We start from the raw sequence: 19,407 nt of genomic DNA on the forward strand, positions 1-19,407 counted from the left end.
GCCATGACCCCATCGTGCCTGACGGACATATCTGTGCTGGGAATCGTCATCGAAGGAAGATCCATCCTCGCCCCGGGAGGGCTACTTGCTCTGAACCACTGGACTCACCCAACCCTGACACCCAGGGCTCAGCCAGATACCACTCTCGCCGTAGTCGGCGGCCATGGCGACCAGTCCGGGAGCCACCCAATGGCGCGTCAGGTCGCCAGGCACACGCATCGGCTGCACCCAGAGCGCGAACCACTGCCCCACTGCAGACGACGATCGGCAAGACGTACGGCCCACCTCAGGTCTAGCTGCTTGGTGGCCTCTTCGGGGCCGCCGAAGAGGCCACCACGCAAGACCAGCTGACCCGCCGGAGCCCGCTCAGGCTGCCATGGCCGCCACCGGCACCACGTCGGGCGTGCCCAGCCGGACGGCGTCGGCCCCCGCGTCGTCGGGCTGCTCGTGCGCGGCCCGCTCGGCCCGGACGCGCGCGACGTAGTGCGCCACCTCCCGGTCGACCCGCTCGTCGTCCCAGCCAAGGACCGGCGCCATCAGTGTCGCCGCAGGCCGAGCGGCCAGCAGGCCACGGTCGAAGGTCTCGATCGAGATGTGGGTGCGCCGGGTGAGCACGTCCTCCAGGTGCAGCGCGCCCTCGGCGGACGCCGCGTAGACGACCTCCACTCGCAGGTAGTCCTCCGCGCCGTCGAGCGGCTCACCGAGCGTGGGATCCTCCCGCAGCAGCGCCAGAACCTCGTCGACGGCGGCGCCGTAGCGCCGCAGCAGGTGCTCCACGCGCTCGGTGTGCATGCCGAACTGCTGCGCCAGCCGGCGCCGCTGGTTCCACCGGGCGACGTAACCCTCGGCGCCGAGCAGCGGCACCCGGTCGGTGCAGGAGGCGGGTACCGCAGCGCCGAAGCCGCGCACCGCCTCGTCGACCGCGTCGCGCGCCATCACCCGGTACGTCGTGTACTTGCCGCCGGCCACCACCACGAGCCCGGGCGCCGGGCTGGCCACGGTGTGCTCCCGCGACAGCTTGGCGGTCGCCTCGGACTCCCCGGACAACAGCGGGCGCAGGCCGGCGTACACGCCCTCGACGTCGTCGCGGGTCAGCGGGGTGGCCAGCACCGCGTTGACGTGCTCCAACAGATAGTCGATGTCCCGGCTGGTCGCCGCCGGATGCGCCTTGTCCAGGTCCCAGTCGGTGTCGGTGGTGCCGATCAGCCAGTGCCGGCCCCACGGGATCACGAACAGGACGCTGGACTCGGTACGCAGGATCAGACCGGTGCTGGACCGGATCCGGTCGCGCGGGACCACCAGGTGGATGCCCTTGGAGGCGCGCACCTGGAACTGGCCCCGCTCGCCGACGAGGGCCTGGGTGTCGTCGGTCCACACCCCGGTGGCGTTGATGACCTGCCGGGCGCGCACCTCGAACACCCGGTCGGTTTCCAGGTCGTGCACCCGCGCGCCGGTGACCCGGGCGCCCTCGCGCAGCAGGCCCACGACGCGAGCCCGCGACAGCGGGTGCGCCCCGTGCCCGGCGGCGGTGCGGACGAGGCAGGTCACCAGCCGGGCGTCGTCGACCTGCGCGTCGTGGTACTGCAGGGCGCCGACCAGCGCCTCCGGCCGCAGCGACGGGCAGGCGCGCAGCGCCCCACGGCGGCTCAGGTGCCGGTGGGCCGGCACGCCGCGCGCATGGGTGCCGGAGAGGCTCATCGCGTCGTAGAGCAGTACGCCGGCGCCGGCGTACAGGCGTTCCCAGCCCCGGTGACGCAGCGGGTAGAGGAACGGCACCGGGCGGACCAGGTGCGGCGCGAGCCGCTGCAGGAGCAGACCCCGCTCGCGCAGGGCCTCGCGGACCAGCCCGAAGTCCAGCATCTCGAGGTAGCGCAGGCCACCGTGGATGAGCTTGCTGGACCGGCTCGACGTGCCGCTGGCCCAGTCGCGCGCCTCGATGAGCCCGACCGACAGGCCGCGGGTGACGGCGTCGAGAGCGCAGCCGGCGCCGGTGACGCCGCCGCCGATCACCAGGACGTCCAGTTCCTGACCGCTGCTGAGGGCGGCCAGGGACCGCTCACGGGCGGCCGGTGACAGTGTCGCGGAGTGCATCCGTCTTCTCTCTCCTGGGAGGGGTGGGGGCGGCCGGCGACGGGCGCCGGCCGCCCGGATCCTTGAGGGGTGGGGCCGGCGGTCAGTCGACGTCGACCCAGTCGAGGGTGCGCTGGACCGCCTTCTTCCACCGCGCGTAGCCGGTCTCGCGCTGCTCCGGCGACCAGGTGGGCTGCCAGCGGTGGCTCTCGTTCCAGTTCTCGCGCAGCTCGTCGGTGTTCTTCCAGAAGCCGACGGCGAGGCCGGCGGCATACGCGGCGCCGAGCGCGGTGGTCTCGGCCACCACCGGCCGGCTGACCGGCACGCCGAGGATGTCCGCCTGCAGCTGCATGCACAGGTCGTTGACGGTGACGCCGCCGTCGACCTTCAGGACCTCGAGGTGCACCCCGGAGTCCTGCTCCATGGCCTCGGCCACGTCCCGGCTCTGGTAACAGATGGACTCGAGGGTGGCCCGGGCGATGTGGGCGTCGGTGTTGAACCGGGAGAGGCCGACGATCGCGCCGCGGGCGTCGGAGCGCCAGTACGGGGCGAACAGGCCGGAGAACGCGGGCACGAAGTACACCCCGCCGTTGTCCGCCACCTGGCGGGCCAGGATCTCGCTCTGCCCGGCGCTACTGATGATCTTGAGCTGGTCGCGCAGCCACTGCACGGCCGAGCCGGTGACCGCGATCGAGCCTTCGAGCGCGTACACCGGGGCGTCGTCACCGAACTGGTAGCACACCGTGGTGAGCAGCCCCGCCTCCGACCGTACGATCTCCGTGCCCGTGTTGAGGAGCATGAAGTTTCCCGTGCCGTAGGTGTTCTTCGCCTCGCCCGGGGCGAAGCAGACCTGCCCGACCGTGGCAGCCTGCTGGTCGCCCAGGTCGCCGGTGAGCGGGACCGGGCCGTTGAACGGGCCGTTCACGGTGCTGCCGTACGAGCGCGGGTCGGACGACGGCCGAATCTGCGGCAGCATGGCCCTGGGGATGTCGAAGAACGACAGCAGCTCGTCGTCCCAGTCCAGCGTCTCCAGGTTCATCAGCATCGTGCGGCTGGCGTTGGTGGGGTCGGTGACGTGCACCCCGCCCTCCGTGCCGCCGGTGAGGTTCCACAGCAACCACGTGTCGGTGTTGCCGAAGAGTGCCTCGCCGCGCTCGGCGGCCTCGCGGACCCCGTCGACGTTCTCGAGGATCCACTGGATCTTCCCGCCCGAGAAGTACGTCGCCGGCGGAAGGCCGGCCTTGCGCCGGATGACGTCGCCCTTGCCCTCGCGCTCCAGGGCCGAGGCGATCCGGTCGGTACGGGTGTCCTGCCACACGATGGCGTTGTAGTAGGGCCGGCCGGTGCGGCGGTTCCACACGACCGTGGTCTCGCGCTGGTTGGTGATGCCGAGCGCGGCCAGGTCGGAGGCGGTCAGGCCGCGCTCGTTCATCGCGGTCTGGATGACCGTCTGGGTCCGCTCCCAGATCTCGAGCGGGTTGTGCTCCACCCAGCCGGCCTGCGGCAGGATCTGCTGGTGCTCGAGCTGGTGGCGGCCGACCTCGTTACCGCCGTGGTCGAAGATCATGAATCGGGTGCTGGTGGTGCCCTGGTCTACCGCGCCGACGAAGTCAGCCATTCGGGGGTCTCCTTCTGGTTCCTTGTGGGGATGCGGGTCGGCGATGTCAGATGCGGGCGAGATCGTCCTCGGCCGGGGCCTTCTCGGTGGCCAGGGCGCCCGGCTCCAGCTCGTCCTCGCTGGGCAGGAAGCGGCCGATGATCAACTCGTAGAGGCCGGCGCCGATGACGCCACCGACGAGCGGCCCGACGATGGGCACCCAGAAGTACGGATATCCGCTGGTGTCCTGGAAGGCCGTTTCGTAACCGGTCAGGAACGAGGCGAGGCGGGGGCCGAAGTCGCGGGCGGGGTTGATGGCGTAGCCGGCGTTGACGGCGAAGGCCATGCCGATCGCCACCACGATCAGGCCGACGATCAGCGGGGCGAGGTTGCCAGCGGGCAGCGAGTTGCGCGCGTCGGTGACCGCCAGGACGAGGAACAGCAGGATGGCCGTGCCGATGATCTGGTCGCGCAGCGCGCCCCACTCGGTCACACCGGCGCCCGGCAGGGTGGAGAAGACGCCCTGGCTCTTGCTGGTCAGGCCCGGGTCGAACCGGGACAGCACCTCGCTGTAGTTCCAGCGGATGATCAGGGCCGCGACGAACGCGCCGGCGGTCTGGGCCAGCGCGTACGGCATCACCTTGCGCCAGGAGAAGCCCTTGAAGACCGCCAGGGCGAGGGTGACCGCGGGGTTGAGGTGCGCGCCGCTGATCCGGCCCGCCACGTACACGCCGAGCGTGACGCCGAGGCCCCAGGCCCAGGCGATGCTGTCGAACTCTCCGGTCCCCGCCGCGGCCACCTGGGCGACCACGCCCACGCCGAACAGAATGAGGATCGCGGTGCCGGCGAACTCGGCGGCCAACTCGCCGACGAGCCCGGGGACTTTCAATCGTTGCGCCATGGGTGCCTCCAGAGGTGGTGGGGGGTGACGGCTTGCTCCGTTCGGGGGGAAGCGGAGGGCCGGTCGGTTACGCCGAGGCGTCGGACGTGACCGTGCGGTGAACCGTAGGAAATCCTCGAGGCCGGGTCAACGAACCCCGGTCGACAATGTCGAACACTGTTGCGACCGCCGAAATGCCATTAGCATTCCGGCCCATGCCGGGTCAGGTGCAGTCCATCGCGCGGGCCGCGGCGATCCTCCGCCTGCTCGCCGCCAGCTCCGGGCGGCTCGGCATCGGGGAGATCGCCCGGTCCCTCGACCTGCCCAAAGGCACCGCGCACGGCATCGTCCGCACCCTGCAGGACGTCGGCTTCGTGGAGCAGGACAAGACCTCCGGCAAGTACCAGCTCGGGGCGGCGCTACTGCACCTGGGCACCAGCTACCTCGATGTCAACGAACTGCGCTCACGCTCGATCAACTGGGCCGACCCGCTGGCCGCGCGCAGCGGCGAGGCCGTCCGCATCGGCACCCTGCTGGACGGCAAGGTGCTGGTGGTCCACCACGTCTTCCGACCCGACGACACCCTCCAGACCCTCGACGTCGGCTCCCTACTGCCCCCGCACGCCACCGCGCTCGGCAAGGTCCTGCTCGCCTACGACGTCGGCGCCGCCAACACCGTCATGCAGGGCGAACCTGAGCCGTACACCCGGCGCACCGTGGTCACCGCCCGGACCCTCCGCCAGGCCCTGACCAAGATCCGGGACAACGGCTGGGGCGCCGAGATCGAGGAGATGACCCTCGGCGAGGCCGGTATCGCCGCACCCATCCGCGGCTACGGCGGCCTCGTCGTGGGCGCGATCGGGCTCTCCGGCCCGGTCGACCGCGTCTGCGACGGGCAGGGCCAACCCCGCCCGACGCTCGTCGCGTACGTCCGCGACGCCGCCCGCGCGGTGTCCCGGGATCTCGGCGCCGCACGCTGGTGATCCGTCCACCTGCTCCCCGCCAGGCCAGAGAGGACGAGAAATGACTGAAAGTTACGTCGTCTCCATCGACCAGGGCACCACCTCGACCCGCTGCATCGTGTTCGACCGCCGGGGCAACCTCGTCTCGGTGGCGCAGCGGGAGCACCAGCAGCACTTCCCCCGGCCCGGCTGGGTGGAACACGACGCGCTGGAGATCTGGCGCAACGTTGGCAAGGTGGTGCCGAGGGCCCTCGCCGAGGCCGGCATCGTCGCCGGCCAGGTCGCCGCGATCGGCATCGCCAACCAGCGGGAGAGCACGGTCGTGTGGGACCGGCGCACCGGCGTCCCGGTGGCGCCGGCGATCATCTGGCAGGACACCCGCACCGACGCGCTGGTGGAGACGCTGGCCCAGGCGCCCGGCGCCGAGGACGTCCGGCAGCGCTGCGGGCTGCCCCTGACCACGTACTTCTCCGGCCCGAAGCTGCGCTGGCTGCTCGACCACACGCCCGGCCTGTACGAGCGCGCCGACCGCGGCGAGGTGCTCTTCGGGACGATGGAGAGCTGGTTGATCTGGAACCTCACCGGCGGCCCCGACGGCGGTCTGCACCTGACCGACGTGACCAACGCCAGCCGGACCATGCTGATGGACCTGCGCACGCTCGCCTGGCACCCGGACCTGCTGGCCTTCTTCGACATCCCGGCCGCCATGCTGCCCGAGATCCGCTCCTCGTCCGAGGTGTACGGCACCGCGACCGCCGTCCTGCCCGGCGTGCGGATCGCGGCGGCGCTCGGCGACCAGCAGGCCGCCCTGTTCGGCCAGACCTGTTTCGCGCCGGGCGACGCCAAGTGCACCTACGGCACGGGCAGCTTCCTGCTGCTCAACACCGGCACGGAACCGGTGCACTCCAGCCACGGGCTGCTCACCACCGTCGGGTACCAGATCGGCGGCCAGCCGGCGGTCTACGCCCTCGAAGGCTCCATCGCGATCACCGGCTCCCTGGTGCAGTGGTTCCGCGACCGGCTGGAGCTGATCAGTACCGCGCCGGAGATCGAGACCCTCGCCCGCACCGTGGACGACAACGGGGGCTGCTACATCGTGCCGGCCTTCTCCGGGCTGTTCGCGCCGCACTGGCGCAGCGAGGCGCGCGGGCTCATCGTCGGGCTCACGTCGTACATCACCAAGGGGCACCTGGCCCGCGCGGTGCTGGAGGCCACCGGCTGGCAGACCCGCGAGGTGGTCGACGCGATGAACGCCGACTCCGGCCTGGCGCTGACGGCGCTGCGGGTGGACGGCGGGATGACCGCCAACAACCTGCTGATGCAGTTCGTCGCCGACGTGCTCGCGGTGCCGGTGGTGCGCCCGATGGTCGCCGAGACGGTCTCCCTCGGCGCCGCGTACGCCGCCGGGCTGGCGGTCGGCTACTGGCCCGACCTGGAGGGACTGCGCAGCAACTGGCACCTCGCCTCCCGGTGGGTGCCCCAGATGGACGACGCCGTCCGAAGCGAGGAGCGGGACAACTGGCAGCGCGCGGTCGAGCGCACCTTCGACTGGATCAAGCCCGGGGCCCGAACCGGCAACGGCTGACCCGCCACGGCGCAGATCTCCACCTGGGGCTCGATCGCACGCTTCCGAGCCTCGTTGCTCACCAGTACGTGTTGAGTTCCCGGATCAGGTCCCAGGTCGCTCCACCCTCGGGCTTCTGGTAGAAGTCCACCGCGACGTAGTTGGGCTTGCGTCGCGCCGATGGGCCACAGACGCGCCGCACCCGGTCCGACAGCTTCGCGCCGTTGTCGGCGGTGGCCGCCCACTCGGTCGGGATGTCGCGGTAGTGGTTCATCACGTGCAACCGCCGAAATCCCGGTTCCTCCTTCGGCAGCGGGACCTCGTCCCACCGGCTGTAGCAGCCCAGCGCGCCGCCACCCTCCAGGGACCAGTAGTTCTCGGCGGTCCAGTCCCGGTCGTACATCACGCCGAAGCCGTCCCGCCCCGGACGCTGGGAGAAGATGAGCAGCCGGCGGTTGCTCGACACCAGGTCGGACAGGCGCGGCCAACCGTGGTCGCGGACGCCGGACCGGTCCGGACGAAGGAGCAGGTCCGGCAGGCCGGGCACCCGCTCGACGGCCGAGCGCAGCTCGTCCACGCTCGTGTAGTCCTCGAGGAAGAGGGTGACCACCGCATCCCGGTTGCGGTCGAGGAAGCCCACCACATCCCGCAGTCCGTCGCTCAGCGTCCGCTCGTTGCCCCAGCACGTCCCGTGACACATCCGCACGTCGCCGCGGTAGGCGTGCACGTCCAGTTGCAGCCCTCGGATGCCGTGGTGGAGCTGGTCGCGCAGCCGGTACGACTGGTTCGGAAAGCGCCCCCAGAACCCCTCGTCGCTGTTGGCCATCGCGTTGTGCGCCACGAGGAAGCTCAGCTGGTCCAGGCGGGGATCGGCGGGCATCGCGCGGCGCGGCACCGCCAGGTCGGTGAGGTACCACTGCGCGCCGGTCTCACCATTGACGCTCACCACCAGTTCCCGCCCGTTCGTCGGCACCTCGTTCCACAAGTGCAGGTGCAGATCCCCGGCCGGGTTCGTGATCCGGTAGCGCTGGCCGCCCAGCGCCTGGAAGGCCCAGTCGGTCAGCCCGTCGGCACAGCGGCGCAGGACGATCCGAGCCAGGTCGCCGTCGTGCTCCCGGCCGAGGCAGAACGCCGGGTCGGTGACGGCTTCGATCTGGTGCTGGCTGCCGGCCCGGCGCAGGCGCCACTGCTGGGCACCGGAGCCGTTGTACGTCCACTCCTGGATCTTCCGGCCGTCCCGCATCTCGCCGCCGTCGACGTCGACCATGCGCCCGTTCGGTACGCTCTGGATCGTCAACGGCCCGGCGATGTGCGGGTCGTCCGACGCCGCCGAGGCCACCCCGGGCACCGCGTTCAGCCCGACGGCACCGACGACTCCCACCAGCAGACCCGCCAGTGCCCTGCGCATGCGCCCTCCACCCGGCCCGCCACCGAACCCCCGGCACCGGTGGGCGGCGTGAGACATCGGGGCATCGGAGCATATCCATGTAGAAGGTCGCCCGAAAGAGGGAGTTCGGATGTCAACTCCGCCCGGATCGCCTCGCTGTGCCCGGAACCGCCAGGCGGGACCGAGGGCCGATGGCCCGATCCTGCCAAGCGGCACCCCGGTCCACGGGCATCGTGAGGTAGCCCACGGCTGTCCTCTGAGGACTCTCTGCGGCTGCGGCTGACCCCGCCCCGCCCCGCTCCCGTCCCGGACGTGCGGCTCGGCCCCGCGCCGAACTGCCACGGCAGGACAGATCGGCTCCATCGCGGGGCAGCGGCGGGTCCGCCCACCGTCTACTGTCCTCGCCCATGCAAACCGAACCGATAGTGATAGACAGAGTCGACGGGCCAGTGGCGGTCGAGGTGAAGGCGCTGGGCAGTCCGCGGGTCCTGGTGGGCGGTATCGCGGAGACCGGCCGCCGGAACGTGTTCGACCTGCCTGCGGTGGGCGGCGGGACGGTCCGCGCCAAGGTGAAGAGCAACCTCCTCGACCCGTACCCGGTCATCGAGATCGACGGGGTGAAACACCGGACCGGGCCGGAGACGCCGGCCGTGCTCCAGATCCTGATTTTTCTCCCGTTTCTCCTCGTGATCGCAGGCGGGCTGATCGGCGGTCTCTTCGGCGGAGTCGGCTTCGCCATCAACCACTCGATCGCCCGCAATGATCAATCGACCGGGGCGAAGGCGGCCCTGATGCTTCTGGCGACGCTGGGCGTCTGCTTGGCGTACCTGGTCCTGGCCGGCACCGTCCTAGCGGCTTAAGGACCAGCCGGCATGCCCGGCGGGCGTCTCCGGCGGAGGACCGCACCCGCCGGACCCCGGACGCCCGCCACTACCGTTTCCCGTCAGTTGAGGCTTCAACGGCTGGAACCTGGACCCGCGGGGACCGTCCGCCAATCGATCCCCAATGAGTTGGGCGGAACGGCCAGGGCCACGCCCAGCACATCGAGAAAGGTTAATTCGTAGGCGCGTGGCTCGGGGGACCAGCAGCACCATGATGATGTCGGCGTCGCAGGCGCCCCCGACCAGCAGGCGGTGCAGGGCCGGTGCGCGTGGCCCACAGAGAGCCGCCCATAGGGGTGGTGGTTCCGTGATACCCACCTTCACCACGATCCCTGAGCGGCTGGAGGCCACCGTTGCCCTCAATCCATGATTTCGCTACTTGGGAGCCGCTGCTGAGGCTCTTGCGGGCGGGTAACGCGGAGGGCCTCGCCGTCCCCGGCGGATACCTGGCGGGACAGATCGGCCACCGTGCGTGGAGTCTGCCGCTGCCGCCGCGGTTCCCGCCGCCGGGTCGAGCCCTCCAGGTCGAGGACATGCAGGACGAGGTCGACGCGGTGGAGCGGGTGCAGAGCGCGCTGGCCGACGTCGGTCTCGACAGCATCTCGTTCGTGGTGGAGATGTCGGCGACCGGGCGAACCGTGCTCCACCTGCTCACTCTCGGCCCGGCCGTAGAGGCCGGCATCGGGCCGTACCCGGGTTCGCTCCTCCTGGTCGAGGGCGCCGTCCCGGAACCCTGGCGCCGCTCTCCCCATCCGGTGCCCGGGGCGGTGCCGGCCCCGTCGGTGGATCCGGCGTTAGTGGAGCGGACGCTCCGCGACCGGATCCCCGGCGCCACCGGCGCCACTGAGGCGGAGATCGCTGCTGCGGAAGCGCGCCTCGGCGTTGCGCTGCCCGACGAGCTCAAGGCGCTCTACCGGGTGACGCGGGGGCGGTGGCAGGACTGGGGTGACGACTACGCGGCAGCGGAGCGCGTCGCACGTGCGGTCGGCTGCGAACTCTCTCCGCTCGACGAGGTGTGCATCGTCGATGCGCCATCCCGCCCGTGCCCGTGGCGGTTCGCGGCAACGGAGGCGGTCGTCACCCCACCCGACGCCGCGGTGCAGGGGGCGGTCGGCTCGCCCGGCTGGATCGCCTTCGGCGACAACGGCGGCGGCGACCGGATCGCAGTCGACCTGACACCGGGCCCGCGCGGACACGTGGGGCAGATCATCATGCTCGACCACGAGCAGAACATCGGCGCCAGCCTGCTCGCCGACTCCCTCACCGACCTGGTGATGCAACGGCGCAGCAACTGGCACGCCAGCCACCGCGAGGACCAGCCACCGGCCGTGGCCAGGGTCAACATCCGAAGCCTGACAAGCGTCCAGGCCGCCGCCCATCCCAGGCTGGAGGTCCTGAGCATCGGCGTCTGGGACGGTGAGCCGTTCAGCCTCAGTCCCGTCACCGGGCTGCCCCGCCTGCGGACGCTCACCGCCTACCCCGGCACGCTCGCCGACCCGCTGGAGATCGCCAAGCTGAGCGGACTGGAGTATCTGGAACTCGGACCGGAGGAGTGGCACGTTCTCCTCGATGCCGGCGCCGTCCCGCGCAGCCTGTCGGCGGCGGCCATCGAGGCGCCCGGCAACCGACACCCACTCCCGATCGTGGCCATCGCCAACGAACTCCTCGCCCTCTGGGACCGCCCCCCGATCAGCCAGACCATCCTCGAACACCAACTCGACCCCGGGGTGTGATCAACGGTAATGGCCGGCGGACGACCTGCACCGCAAGATGGAGGTCGAGCTTGCCTGCGCAATGCTCCGAGTCTGCGGTTCTGGCGCACCGTCCGCGGCGACAGCGACGGGATCACCGTGGACTGGCTGCACGAGGCCAACGGCGAGATCGGTTTCGTCGCCGGCCCGACTGTCCGGGTCCGCCTCCCGACTGCTGCATACGTTGAGGCTGTCCACGCGCTCGACCGAGAGCTGATGACGGCGATGCCGCAGCGAGTCGGCGGCAGATGCAGCGGCCAGGTCGCGGCCGCGTCAAGAGGGTTCCCGATGAAGATGTTGCAAAGGATGTCGAGAACGGCCTGGCGGCTCCGTCTCCGGGGCGGATGCGGCCACCGTGGCCGTACCACACCAGGGAGACCCAGCATGACGATCCAGCGAATGGACAACGTCCTCATCGTTGTCGACGACCTTGACGCTGCCATTTCGTTCTTCGTCGAACTTGGCATGGAGCTGGAGGGAAAGGCGCCGATCGAGGGACGTTGGGTGGAGCGTGTCATCGGCATCGACGACGTCCGACAGGACATCGCAATGCTGCGGACCCCGGACGGCCACGGCCGGATCGAGCTGGCGAGGTTCCACACGCCGAAGGCGATCGTCAGCGAGCCGCAGGATGCACCCGCGAACACGCTGGGCATTCGTCGCATCATGTTCGCCGTCGACGACATTGAGGACGTCGTTGCCCGCCTGCGCGCCCACGGCGCCGAACTCGTCGGCGAGCTGGCGCAGTACGAGGACAGCTATCGGCTCTGTTACGTCCGCGGCCCCGAGGGCATCATCGTCGGACTGGCCGAACAGCTCAGCTGAAGGCCGCCGAAGGGGACCGTGCAGCCAGTGTGATCGGTGGCGCCCTCCCCCGGGACATGCCGAACAACCATGGTGCGCCAGGTCACGGCCTGCTCCGTTCGGCCCTAGCGTTGCTCCAATGGGCGAGGTTCAGCACGGCCGGGGCATACGTGTATCCAAGATCAAGCGCCCCGGAGGCATCTTCTGGTTCGATCTCGAGCCGGTCCTCCAGGACCGTGACGGGACCTGGCTGCGAGGCCCGGCTGGTTCACCATGGGGTGCTCCGCATGACAGTGGCACTCTTCCGGTACCCGTCGTGGTCCTGCTCACGGCGGGCCGCCCCTGGGTGGCGTGGTGGGTGGGCGACCCTACTGATCGTCGGCTTGAGATCGACGTGTGCCTCCCGCCGGAGCGCACCGAGGCAGGCTGGCGGTATATCGATCTCGAACTGGACCCAGTGCTCCACGAGCGGGATTCGCGTGTCGAGATCGAGGACTGGGACGAATACGAACAGGCCTGCCGCGACGGCTGGATGAGCGCGGATGACGCCGAGCTCGCACGGTCCACGGCCGAGAGCCGGGCCGAGGCACTCCGGCGCCGGGACGAGCCCTGGCAGGAGCGCGGATGGCAGCTGCTCTTTCTTTGGACGTGAGGCCGGTCGAGGCTCTCTCAGTTGGACGACGTCGGTCAGAGACGGCCGTCGAGGTCGGGCAGCGGGCGTCGGCAGATCTCGTGGGCCTCGTCGGGCGGTAGGCCGAGCATGCGCAGCACGTCCTCGGTGACCTGGTCGGTGGCGGCGGCGTCGTCGCGCTCGGGATGGTCGTGCAGCAGTTGCCCGAGGCACAGTGCGGCGCCGGCAATGATCACCGTGGCCAACTCGGGGTCGTGCACGCCGAACCGGCCGGCACGGATGCCGTCTTCGATGTCGCGCCGGGCTCGCGGCGCGAGTCCCCTGTCCGACCCAGCCAGGGCCAGGCCGTTGCTGAGCAGCACCTTGCTCAGCTCGGGACTGCGGCGGTGGAGACGTCCGGTCAGTCGGAAGCTCTGCGCGAAGACATGGGCCGGGTCGTCCAGGCCCACGGTCAGCTCGTCGAGCAGGGCGCCGTAGCGCTCTAGGGCATCCTCCACCGCGGCCTGGTAGAGCTGCTCGCGGCTGTCGAAGTGGTTGTAGAACGACCCCATCCCGACGTCCGCGGCCTGGGTGAGCTCGAGGATCGGGACGTTCTGCTTGCCAGCCGCGATGAAGGTCTGGGCCGCGCGAACGAGCGCCGATCGGGTGTGCGCCTTCCGCCGTTCCAGACGGTTGGGGGCATGTCTGGCCTGTTGCACCATGCCTACTTGTTCACCTCTCCCACGGTCGGTCTGCGCCTACCTTAACCCCGGCGACCCTCAGGCATGACGAAATCGTCATCCGCTCTTGACTGACGCTACACTCGTAAGTGACGATTTCGTCAGCGCCTTGGAGGGAGCGGGACATGATCGAGCGGCCCGACCCGCACACGGGTCTGCACAGCGAGCAGGGTGCGCTGCCGGGCGAGCACCCAGGGCGGGCGCGCAACCCGCTCGTCAAGGTGCACGACCTGGCCTGGCTGGAGTTCGAGAAGCCCGATCTCGAGCGGGCTGAGTTGTTCGCCCGCGCCTTCGGCTTCACGACGTCGTCGCGTACCGCCGACGAGCTGCACCTGCGGGGCACGGACCCGGGTTCGCCCTGCGTGCTCATCCGCCGGGGTCCCCGGTCACGGTTCATCGGCCCCGCCTTCCGGGCCGCCGAGCCGGGGGACGTGCTGCGGCTCGCGGATGCGACCGGCACGACGATCGCCCCGCTGCCGGAGAGCCTGGGCGGGGTGACGGTGGATCTGGTCGACCCGAGCGGGGTGCGGGTGCGCGTGGTCGCGGACACGCACGAACTTCCCGCGCTGCCCACGCAGGTGCCCCTGACGTTCAACGTCGGGCACAACGTGGCGCGGGTGAACGCCACCCAGCGACCGCCGCGGGAGCCGGCCAAGGTGCAGCGCCTCGGTCACGTCGTGCTCCAGACGACCCGGTACCTGCAGACGCTCAACTGGTACCTGGAGCACCTGGGCCTGATCGTCAGCGACTTCCTCTACCACCAGGGACAGCGCGAGCGCGGCCCGGTCATGAGCTTCATCCGCTGCGACCGCGGCGGTACGCCCACCGACCATCACACGCTCGCGATGACCCTCGGCCCGGCCAACCGGTACGTGCACTCGGCCTACCAGGTCCCCGACCTCGACTCCCTCGCCGCCGGCGGGAAGCACCTGCTCGATCGGGGCTACCAGCGGTCCTGGGGGATCGGCCGGCACATCCAGGGCAGCCAGATCTTCGACTACTGGCGCGACCCGGACGACTTCCTGGTCGAGCACTTCACCGATGGCGACCTGTTCGACTGCACGCTCGAGCCCGGCTGGGCCCCGATGAGCGCCTCCGGGCTCGCCCAGTGGGGTCCGCCCGCCACCAAGGACTTTCTCGGCATGAGACCCGGCCGGGAATCGCTTCGCGAGCTGCGCGCAGTCATCGGCGCCCTGCGCGAGGACAACGAATTCGACCTCCACCGCCTGCGCGGCCTGACGAAAGCGTTCACCTCATGAGCACCGCTGTCCTGCGCACCGCCGACGCCTGGTGGATGCTCACCGCCACCGGCGCCGCCAAGGTGCACACCAGCGCCACCACCACCAGCGAACTGCTGGCCGACCGGCCGGCGCTCGTCGCGGCCGCGACGAGCGGCGACACCGTTCCGGTGGACGACCTTGCGCTGGTCTCCCCGGTGACGGCGCCCTGCCGCGTCGTCGCCCAGATGACGAATTTCGCCTCACACGTCAAGGACACCGGCGGAGATCCGGCAACCGTCCCGCTGACCTTCTTCCGCAAGACCTCCGGCTCGATCACCGGGCCGTTCGCCGACGTGGTCCGTCCCGCCCATGTGCGGCTGCTGGACTACGAGGTGGAGATCGGGCTGGTCTTCGGCCGCGAACTGCCGGTCGGCACGACCGTCACCGACGACAACCTGGCCGAGTACGTCGCGGGCCTGGTGGTCACCAACGACATCTCGGCACGTGACGTCCAGTTGCCCAAGACGCAGTTCTACGAGGCCAAGTCCTACCCGACCTTCACCCCGGTCGGCCCCGCGCTGGTGCTGCTCGACGCCGACGAACTCAAGCGGTTCACCGACCTCCGGCTGAAGCTGTGGGTCAACGGCGAGCTCCGGCAGGACATGACCGTCGCCGACATGATCTACCGCCCGGCCAGGGCGCTGCAGACGCTGACCCGCTTCCAGCGGGTCGACCCCGGGGACCTGCTGCTGACCGGCACGCCCGTCGGGACGGCCCTGAGCGCACCGCCGAAGCCGCTCGCGTTCGTCGCCTCGCTGCTGCCGCCCGCGGTGAAGTGGAAGATGTTCTTCAAGGGCCAGGCTCGCAACCCCAGGTACCTCAAGGACGGCGACGTCGTCGAGGCCACCGTCGCCACCGACGACGGCGCGATCGATCTGGGTCGCCAGCGCACGGTCGTGAGGTACGCCCGATGACCGGGCCCCTGCTGTGGCCGGACTACGCCACGCCCACCGACCTCGCCGCGATCGAGGCCGTTCCGCTCGAGGCGCGGGGCCTGCCGGAATCGACGTACGCGTTGCTCGCGCGAGCGGCCACGCGCTGGCCGGACCGTACGGCGGTCACCGTCCTGCCGGACGCCGCCCGCTGGCGTGAGCCGCTGCGCCGTACCTTCGCCGAGCTCCTGGCCGACGTCCACCGGTACGCGAACCTCCTGCACGACCTCGGGGTGCGGCGGGGTGGCGCGGTCGCCCTGATGTCCCCCAACTGCGCCGAACTGATCACCGCGACGCTGGCCGCGCAGCTCGCCGGTCTCGCCGCACCCCTGGCCGGCAGCTTGTCGCGGCAGCACCTCGCCGAACTCCTTCGGCGCTCCGGCGCCCGGGTGCTGGTCACGGCCGGGCCCGAGCTCGCGCCGGACGTGTGGGACACGGCCCAGGCGCTCGCCCGCGACGGCCTGCTCGACGCGATCCTGGTGCTCCGGCCCACCGGGGCGACGGGCGCGCCCGAGCCGCTTCCCGTCGTCGACGGCGTACGCATCAGCTATCTCGGCGAGCTTGCCGCGGCCATGGATCCATCCGCCTTCACCGGCGAGCTGCCCCGATCCGCAGACCTGGCCGCGATGTTCCACACCGGCGGCACCACCGGCACCCCGAAACTTGCCGCGCACACGCACGCCAACGAGGTCACCGACGCCTGGATGCTGGCCGCCGGCAACCTCTTCGACCAGGAGACCGTGGTCCTCGCGGCCCTCCCGCTGTTCCACGTCAACGCACTCGTGGTCACGCTGCTCGCACCGCTGTTCAAGGGGCAGACCGTCGTGTGGGCCGGCCCGCTCGGCTACCGCGAGCCCGCGCTCTTCGGCGCGTTCTGGAAGATCGTCGAGCACTACCGGATTGCCGCCATGAGCGCGGTGCCCACGGTGTACGCCGTGCTGGCACAGTCCCCGGTGGACGCCGACATCAGCAGCCTGCGGTTTCCGATGGTGGGGGCCTCGCCCCTGCCCGCCGCGGTCCGGGACAACTTCCGGGCCAACACCGGGATCACGCTGGTCGAGGGCTACGGGCTGACCGAGGCGACCTGCGCCAGTGCGCGGACCTTTCCCGACGTGCCGCGGCCGGGCTCGGTCGGGCAGCGCCTGCCTTACCAGCGGATGCGGGTGGTCGCCGTGGACGGGACGTGGGACGAGCTGCCCGTCGGCGAGAAGGGCATTCTGGCGATCAGCGGCCCGACCGTCTTTCCCGGCTACGTCACCGACCGCGACGAGCACGGCCACGTCCTGGACGGACTCGGCAAGCTGGTCGACGGCTGGTTGGACACCGGCGACCTCGCGCGCGTCGACGAGGAGGGTTTCGTCTATCTCGCGGGCCGCGCCAAGGACCTCGTCATCCGCGGCGGACACAACATCGACCCCGCCACCATCGAGGACGCGCTCCTGACCCACCCGCAGGTCACCGCGGCCAGCGCGGTCGGACGCCCCGACGTCCACGCCGGCGAGGTACCCGTCGCCTACGTCACCCTCGCATCCGGCGCCACGGTCACGGAGGAGGAACTGGGCGCGTGGGCGCGCGAGCGGGTGCCCGACCGGGCCGCCGTGCCCAGGACTGTCACGGTCCTCGACGAGCTGCCCGTCACCGCCGTCGGCAAGCTCTACAAGCTCGGGCTGCGGGCGGACGCCGCCCACCGGGAACTCCGCGCGGCCCTCGACGAGGTCGCCGGCGTGCACGACATCGAGGCCACGATCGAGGGCAGCTCCATCGTGGCCACCGTCAAGATTTCTACCTCCGCCGAGGATGCCGTCAAGGCGATTCTGGGCCGTTATGCCATCGAATGGCGATTGGTGGTTGTGTCATGACCCTCGCTGCTTCCATCCTCGCGGTGCTCCTCGCGCTGGTCTTCCTCGCCCTGGGCACGGCCAAGATCCTCGCCTTGCCGCGCACGCGTGAGCTGGCCACCGAGGCCGGTTTCTCCGTCGCCGCCTATCGCCGCCTCGGCGTGCTCGAGGTCGCCGGGGCGGTCGGGCTGCTCATCGGCCTGACCGAGCCGCTGATCGGCGCCCTCGCCGGCGCCGGGCTGCTGCTCCTGCTCGCCGGAGCCCTCGTCGTCCACCTGCGCAAGGGAGACGGCCCGCAGAAGTACGCCCCGGCCGTCGTCTGCGGACTCCTCGTCGCCGTCTACCTCGCCCTCCACCTCGTATCGGCCCAATGAGGACCGTTCCCGTGGTGATCGTCGGCGCGGGCCCCACCGGGCTCACCGCCGCGACGCTGCTCGCCCAGTACGGCGTCGAGTGCCTGGTCCTCGAGCGCTGGGAGTCGATCTATCCCCAGCCCCGGGCCGTCGCCCTCGACGACGAGGTCCACCGCATCCTGGCGCGGCTCGGGCTCCGGGACGAGTTCGCCGCGATCTCCCGGCCGCACCGGGGTCTGCGCCTCCTCGACCGGAACATGCGGGTGCTGGCCGAGTTCCGGCGGGACACGGGGCCCGGCCGGCACGGCTACCCCCCGGGGAGCATGTTCGATCAACCGGAACTGGAGACGATCCTCCGCCGGAATCTGAAGCGGCACGGCACCGTCACGTTCCGGGGCAACGCCGAGGTCACCGCGCTGAGCCAGGACGTCAGCGGGGTACGGGTCGACGTCACCGACACCGCCACGGGAGAGCACGAGTCGGTCCGGGCGGCGTACGTCCTGGCCTGCGACGGTGCAAACAGCCTGTCCAGGGCCGCGATCGGCGCCGCCATGCAGGACCTGGGCTTCACCCAACGCTGGCTCGTCATCGACGTGGCGACGGAGGCCGACCTCGGCCAGTGGGAGGGCGTGCACCAACTCTCCGACCCGGCCCGCGCCGGCACCTACATGCGCGTCGGGAAGACTCGGTACCGCTGGGAGTTCCAGCTGACGCCCGGCGAGATTGCCGACGACTACCGCGACATGGCCCGGCTGCATCCGTTGATCTCACGGTGGACCGGGGACATCCCCGTCGCGGAGCTGGAGATCATCCGCGTCGCCGAGTACACCTTCCGCGCGCAGGTCGCCGACCGATGGCGCGACCGGCGGGTGTTCCTGCTCGGCGACGCCGCCCACCTCACCCCACCGTTCATCGGCCAGGGCATGTGTGCCGGGCTGCGCGATGCGATGAACCTCGCCTGGAAACTCGCCGGCGTGCTCGGCGGGACCCTGCCCGAGACCGTGCTCGACACGTACGAGATCGAACGCAGGCACCACGCGCGGGCCATGATCAAGCTGGCGAGGCTGATCGGCACCGCGATGACGGCCGGCGGCGAGCTGGGCAACATCATCCGCCGCGCCGTGGCGCCGCGGCTGCACCTCGTACCCGGCCTCACGGACCTGGCCACGGACAGCCGGACACCCCCGCTGCACCGCTCCGACCTGGTGGTGCGGCCGCGGCTGCGCCGCAGCCTCGCCGGCGGGCTGTGCCCGAACGCGGTCATCGACGGCGACCGCCGTTTCGACGACGTGGCCGCAGGCCGGTTCTCGATCGTCACGTCCACCGAGCTGTCCGCCGCACAACGAGCCGACATCGAAAGGCGCGGCGCCGTTCTCGTCACTGCCCGACCGGGCAGCGATCTGCATCGATGGTTGGCGGCAGGGGGTGTCCGCGTGGCCGTCGTCCGCCCCGACGGCGCCGTTCTCAGTGCCAGCCGCCGGCTACTCCCCCACACCATCGATGCTGTGGGGTCGGTTGGCGGACAGTCATGGCCAACGGCCGGCTCCTCGCCGACGGCGGCCTGATGGACCCGCTGCCGATGGCGCCAACCGCCTCCAACCGGGTCGCACGAGTTCCATCGTGCAGTCGAGATGATCGAGGTAGGTCGGCGGGCAGCAGGCGACGCCCTGGCGGCAAGCGGCTTCGCGAGCTGAGAGCGAGTCGGACGGTGACCGGACGAGCGAGCCAGCGGTGTGCGGGGCAGAGCCAGGGGCGAAC

Annotated in this window: 16 protein-coding genes and 1 pseudogene; 12 read left to right on the forward strand and 5 right to left on the reverse strand. The window is 70.8% G+C overall.

The window, feature by feature from the left end:
- Nucleotides 1–366 precede the first annotated feature (366 nt).
- The 3 genes from KBX37_RS09695 to KBX37_RS09705 form a co-directional block, all read right to left on the reverse strand.
- Nucleotides 367–2,091 carry a glycerol-3-phosphate dehydrogenase/oxidase gene (locus KBX37_RS09695; RefSeq protein WP_210775561.1) on the reverse strand — a complete coding sequence of 575 codons (1,725 nt, stop codon included), beginning with the start codon at nt 2,089–2,091 and terminating at the stop codon, nt 367–369.
- Nucleotides 2,092–2,173: 82 nt separating this feature from the next.
- Nucleotides 2,174–3,688 carry a glycerol kinase GlpK gene (gene glpK, locus KBX37_RS09700; RefSeq protein WP_210775562.1) on the reverse strand — a complete coding sequence of 505 codons (1,515 nt, stop codon included), beginning with the start codon at nt 3,686–3,688 and terminating at the stop codon, nt 2,174–2,176.
- A 46-nt stretch (nt 3,689–3,734) separates the two neighbouring features.
- The gene (locus KBX37_RS09705; protein WP_210775563.1) at nt 3,735–4,568 is read right to left on the reverse strand and encodes an MIP/aquaporin family protein; all 834 of its coding nucleotides are present in this window, start codon (nt 4,566–4,568) and stop codon (nt 3,735–3,737) included.
- 194 nt (nt 4,569–4,762) lie between these two features.
- On the opposite strand from KBX37_RS09705, the gene KBX37_RS09710 reads away from it, so the two are divergent.
- Nucleotides 4,763–5,530 (forward strand): IclR family transcriptional regulator, encoded by a 768-nt coding sequence (locus tag KBX37_RS09710; RefSeq protein ID WP_210775564.1) that lies wholly within the window; start codon nt 4,763–4,765, stop codon nt 5,528–5,530.
- Between the two features lie 40 nt (nt 5,531–5,570).
- Nucleotides 5,571–7,094: a glycerol kinase GlpK gene (gene glpK / locus KBX37_RS09715; RefSeq protein WP_210775565.1), complete on the forward strand. Its 1,524-nt coding sequence runs from the start codon at nt 5,571–5,573 to the stop codon at nt 7,092–7,094.
- Between the two features lie 58 nt (nt 7,095–7,152).
- Here glpK (KBX37_RS09715) and KBX37_RS09720 read toward each other — a convergent pair whose 3' ends face one another.
- Nucleotides 7,153–8,481: an RICIN domain-containing protein gene (locus KBX37_RS09720; protein ID WP_210775566.1), complete on the reverse strand. Its 1,329-nt coding sequence runs from the start codon at nt 8,479–8,481 to the stop codon at nt 7,153–7,155.
- Between the two features lie 386 nt (nt 8,482–8,867).
- Between KBX37_RS09720 and KBX37_RS09725 the strand changes: the two genes are divergently transcribed.
- From KBX37_RS09725 to KBX37_RS09740, 5 genes and pseudogenes are all read left to right on the forward strand, one after another.
- Nucleotides 8,868–9,320 (forward strand): hypothetical protein, encoded by a 453-nt coding sequence (locus tag KBX37_RS09725; protein WP_210775567.1) that lies wholly within the window; start codon nt 8,868–8,870, stop codon nt 9,318–9,320.
- Nucleotides 9,321–9,874: 554 nt separating this feature from the next.
- Nucleotides 9,875–11,074 (forward strand): SMI1/KNR4 family protein, encoded by a 1,200-nt coding sequence (locus tag KBX37_RS09730; RefSeq protein WP_210775568.1) that lies wholly within the window; start codon nt 9,875–9,877, stop codon nt 11,072–11,074.
- A 9-nt stretch (nt 11,075–11,083) separates the two neighbouring features.
- Nucleotides 11,084–11,323: pseudogene (locus tag KBX37_RS35920) on the forward strand (DUF5984 family protein); the annotation flags it as partial.
- Nucleotides 11,324–11,476: 153 nt separating this feature from the next.
- The gene (locus KBX37_RS09735) at nt 11,477–11,917 is read left to right on the forward strand and encodes a VOC family protein (RefSeq protein WP_210775569.1); all 441 of its coding nucleotides are present in this window, start codon (nt 11,477–11,479) and stop codon (nt 11,915–11,917) included.
- A 118-nt stretch (nt 11,918–12,035) separates the two neighbouring features.
- Complete coding sequence (locus tag KBX37_RS09740) at nt 12,036–12,548, forward strand: DUF402 domain-containing protein (protein WP_210775570.1); 513 nt, start codon at nt 12,036–12,038, stop codon at nt 12,546–12,548.
- Between the two features lie 35 nt (nt 12,549–12,583).
- Here the strand turns inward: KBX37_RS09740 and KBX37_RS09745 are convergent, their stop codons facing one another.
- Complete coding sequence (locus KBX37_RS09745) at nt 12,584–13,228, reverse strand: TetR/AcrR family transcriptional regulator (protein ID WP_210775571.1); 645 nt, start codon at nt 13,226–13,228, stop codon at nt 12,584–12,586.
- Between the two features lie 143 nt (nt 13,229–13,371).
- On the opposite strand from KBX37_RS09745, the gene KBX37_RS09750 reads away from it, so the two are divergent.
- Genes KBX37_RS09750 through KBX37_RS09770 form a run of 5 tightly spaced genes read left to right on the forward strand, consistent with a single transcriptional unit; the run spans nt 13,372 to nt 19,214 of the window.
- Entirely contained in the window at nt 13,372–14,505 is a 1,134-nt protein-coding gene (locus tag KBX37_RS09750; protein WP_210775572.1) for a VOC family protein, read from the forward strand.
- Nucleotides 14,502–15,440, forward strand: coding sequence for a fumarylacetoacetate hydrolase family protein (locus tag KBX37_RS09755; RefSeq protein WP_210775573.1), 939 nt, complete (start codon nt 14,502–14,504; stop codon nt 15,438–15,440). Before KBX37_RS09750 ends, KBX37_RS09755 begins: the two co-directional genes overlap by 4 nt.
- Nucleotides 15,437–17,317 carry an acyl-CoA synthetase gene (locus KBX37_RS09760; RefSeq protein ID WP_210775574.1) on the forward strand — a complete coding sequence of 627 codons (1,881 nt, stop codon included), beginning with the start codon at nt 15,437–15,439 and terminating at the stop codon, nt 17,315–17,317. Before KBX37_RS09755 ends, KBX37_RS09760 begins: the two co-directional genes overlap by 4 nt.
- The gene (locus KBX37_RS09765; protein ID WP_210775575.1) at nt 17,314–17,670 is read left to right on the forward strand and encodes a DoxX family protein; all 357 of its coding nucleotides are present in this window, start codon (nt 17,314–17,316) and stop codon (nt 17,668–17,670) included. Before KBX37_RS09760 ends, KBX37_RS09765 begins: the two co-directional genes overlap by 4 nt.
- Nucleotides 17,667–19,214: a bifunctional 3-(3-hydroxy-phenyl)propionate/3-hydroxycinnamic acid hydroxylase gene (locus KBX37_RS09770; RefSeq protein ID WP_210775576.1), complete on the forward strand. Its 1,548-nt coding sequence runs from the start codon at nt 17,667–17,669 to the stop codon at nt 19,212–19,214. Before KBX37_RS09765 ends, KBX37_RS09770 begins: the two co-directional genes overlap by 4 nt.
- The last annotated feature ends 193 nt before the right edge of the window (nt 19,215–19,407 follow it).

The sequence above is a fragment of the Micromonospora sp. U56 genome, assembly GCF_018070095.1.
GTDB lineage: Bacteria > Actinomycetota > Actinomycetes > Mycobacteriales > Micromonosporaceae > Micromonospora > Micromonospora purpureochromogenes.

What these genes read in the sequence shown, in the direction of transcription:
- KBX37_RS09695 (WP_210775561.1), bottom strand. Translation starts at nt 2,091, where the DNA reads ATGCACTCCGCGACACTGTCACCGGCCGCCCGTGAGCGGTCCCTGGCC.
- glpK (WP_210775562.1), bottom strand. Translation starts at nt 3,688, where the DNA reads ATGGCTGACTTCGTCGGCGCGGTAGACCAGGGCACCACCAGCACCCGA.
- KBX37_RS09705 (WP_210775563.1), bottom strand. Translation starts at nt 4,568, where the DNA reads ATGGCGCAACGATTGAAAGTCCCCGGGCTCGTCGGCGAGTTGGCCGCC.
- KBX37_RS09710 (WP_210775564.1), top strand. Translation starts at nt 4,763, where the DNA reads ATGCCGGGTCAGGTGCAGTCCATCGCGCGGGCCGCGGCGATCCTCCGC.
- glpK (WP_210775565.1), top strand. Translation starts at nt 5,571, where the DNA reads ATGACTGAAAGTTACGTCGTCTCCATCGACCAGGGCACCACCTCGACC.
- KBX37_RS09720 (WP_210775566.1), bottom strand. Translation starts at nt 8,481, where the DNA reads ATGCGCAGGGCACTGGCGGGTCTGCTGGTGGGAGTCGTCGGTGCCGTC.
- KBX37_RS09725 (WP_210775567.1), top strand. Translation starts at nt 8,868, where the DNA reads ATGCAAACCGAACCGATAGTGATAGACAGAGTCGACGGGCCAGTGGCG.
- KBX37_RS09730 (WP_210775568.1), top strand. Translation starts at nt 9,875, where the DNA reads ATGCAGGACGAGGTCGACGCGGTGGAGCGGGTGCAGAGCGCGCTGGCC.
- KBX37_RS09735 (WP_210775569.1), top strand. Translation starts at nt 11,477, where the DNA reads ATGACGATCCAGCGAATGGACAACGTCCTCATCGTTGTCGACGACCTT.
- KBX37_RS09740 (WP_210775570.1), top strand. Translation starts at nt 12,036, where the DNA reads ATGGGCGAGGTTCAGCACGGCCGGGGCATACGTGTATCCAAGATCAAG.
- KBX37_RS09745 (WP_210775571.1), bottom strand. Translation starts at nt 13,228, where the DNA reads ATGGTGCAACAGGCCAGACATGCCCCCAACCGTCTGGAACGGCGGAAG.
- KBX37_RS09750 (WP_210775572.1), top strand. Translation starts at nt 13,372, where the DNA reads ATGATCGAGCGGCCCGACCCGCACACGGGTCTGCACAGCGAGCAGGGT.
- KBX37_RS09755 (WP_210775573.1), top strand. Translation starts at nt 14,502, where the DNA reads ATGAGCACCGCTGTCCTGCGCACCGCCGACGCCTGGTGGATGCTCACC.
- KBX37_RS09760 (WP_210775574.1), top strand. Translation starts at nt 15,437, where the DNA reads ATGACCGGGCCCCTGCTGTGGCCGGACTACGCCACGCCCACCGACCTC.
- KBX37_RS09765 (WP_210775575.1), top strand. Translation starts at nt 17,314, where the DNA reads ATGACCCTCGCTGCTTCCATCCTCGCGGTGCTCCTCGCGCTGGTCTTC.
- KBX37_RS09770 (WP_210775576.1), top strand. Translation starts at nt 17,667, where the DNA reads ATGAGGACCGTTCCCGTGGTGATCGTCGGCGCGGGCCCCACCGGGCTC.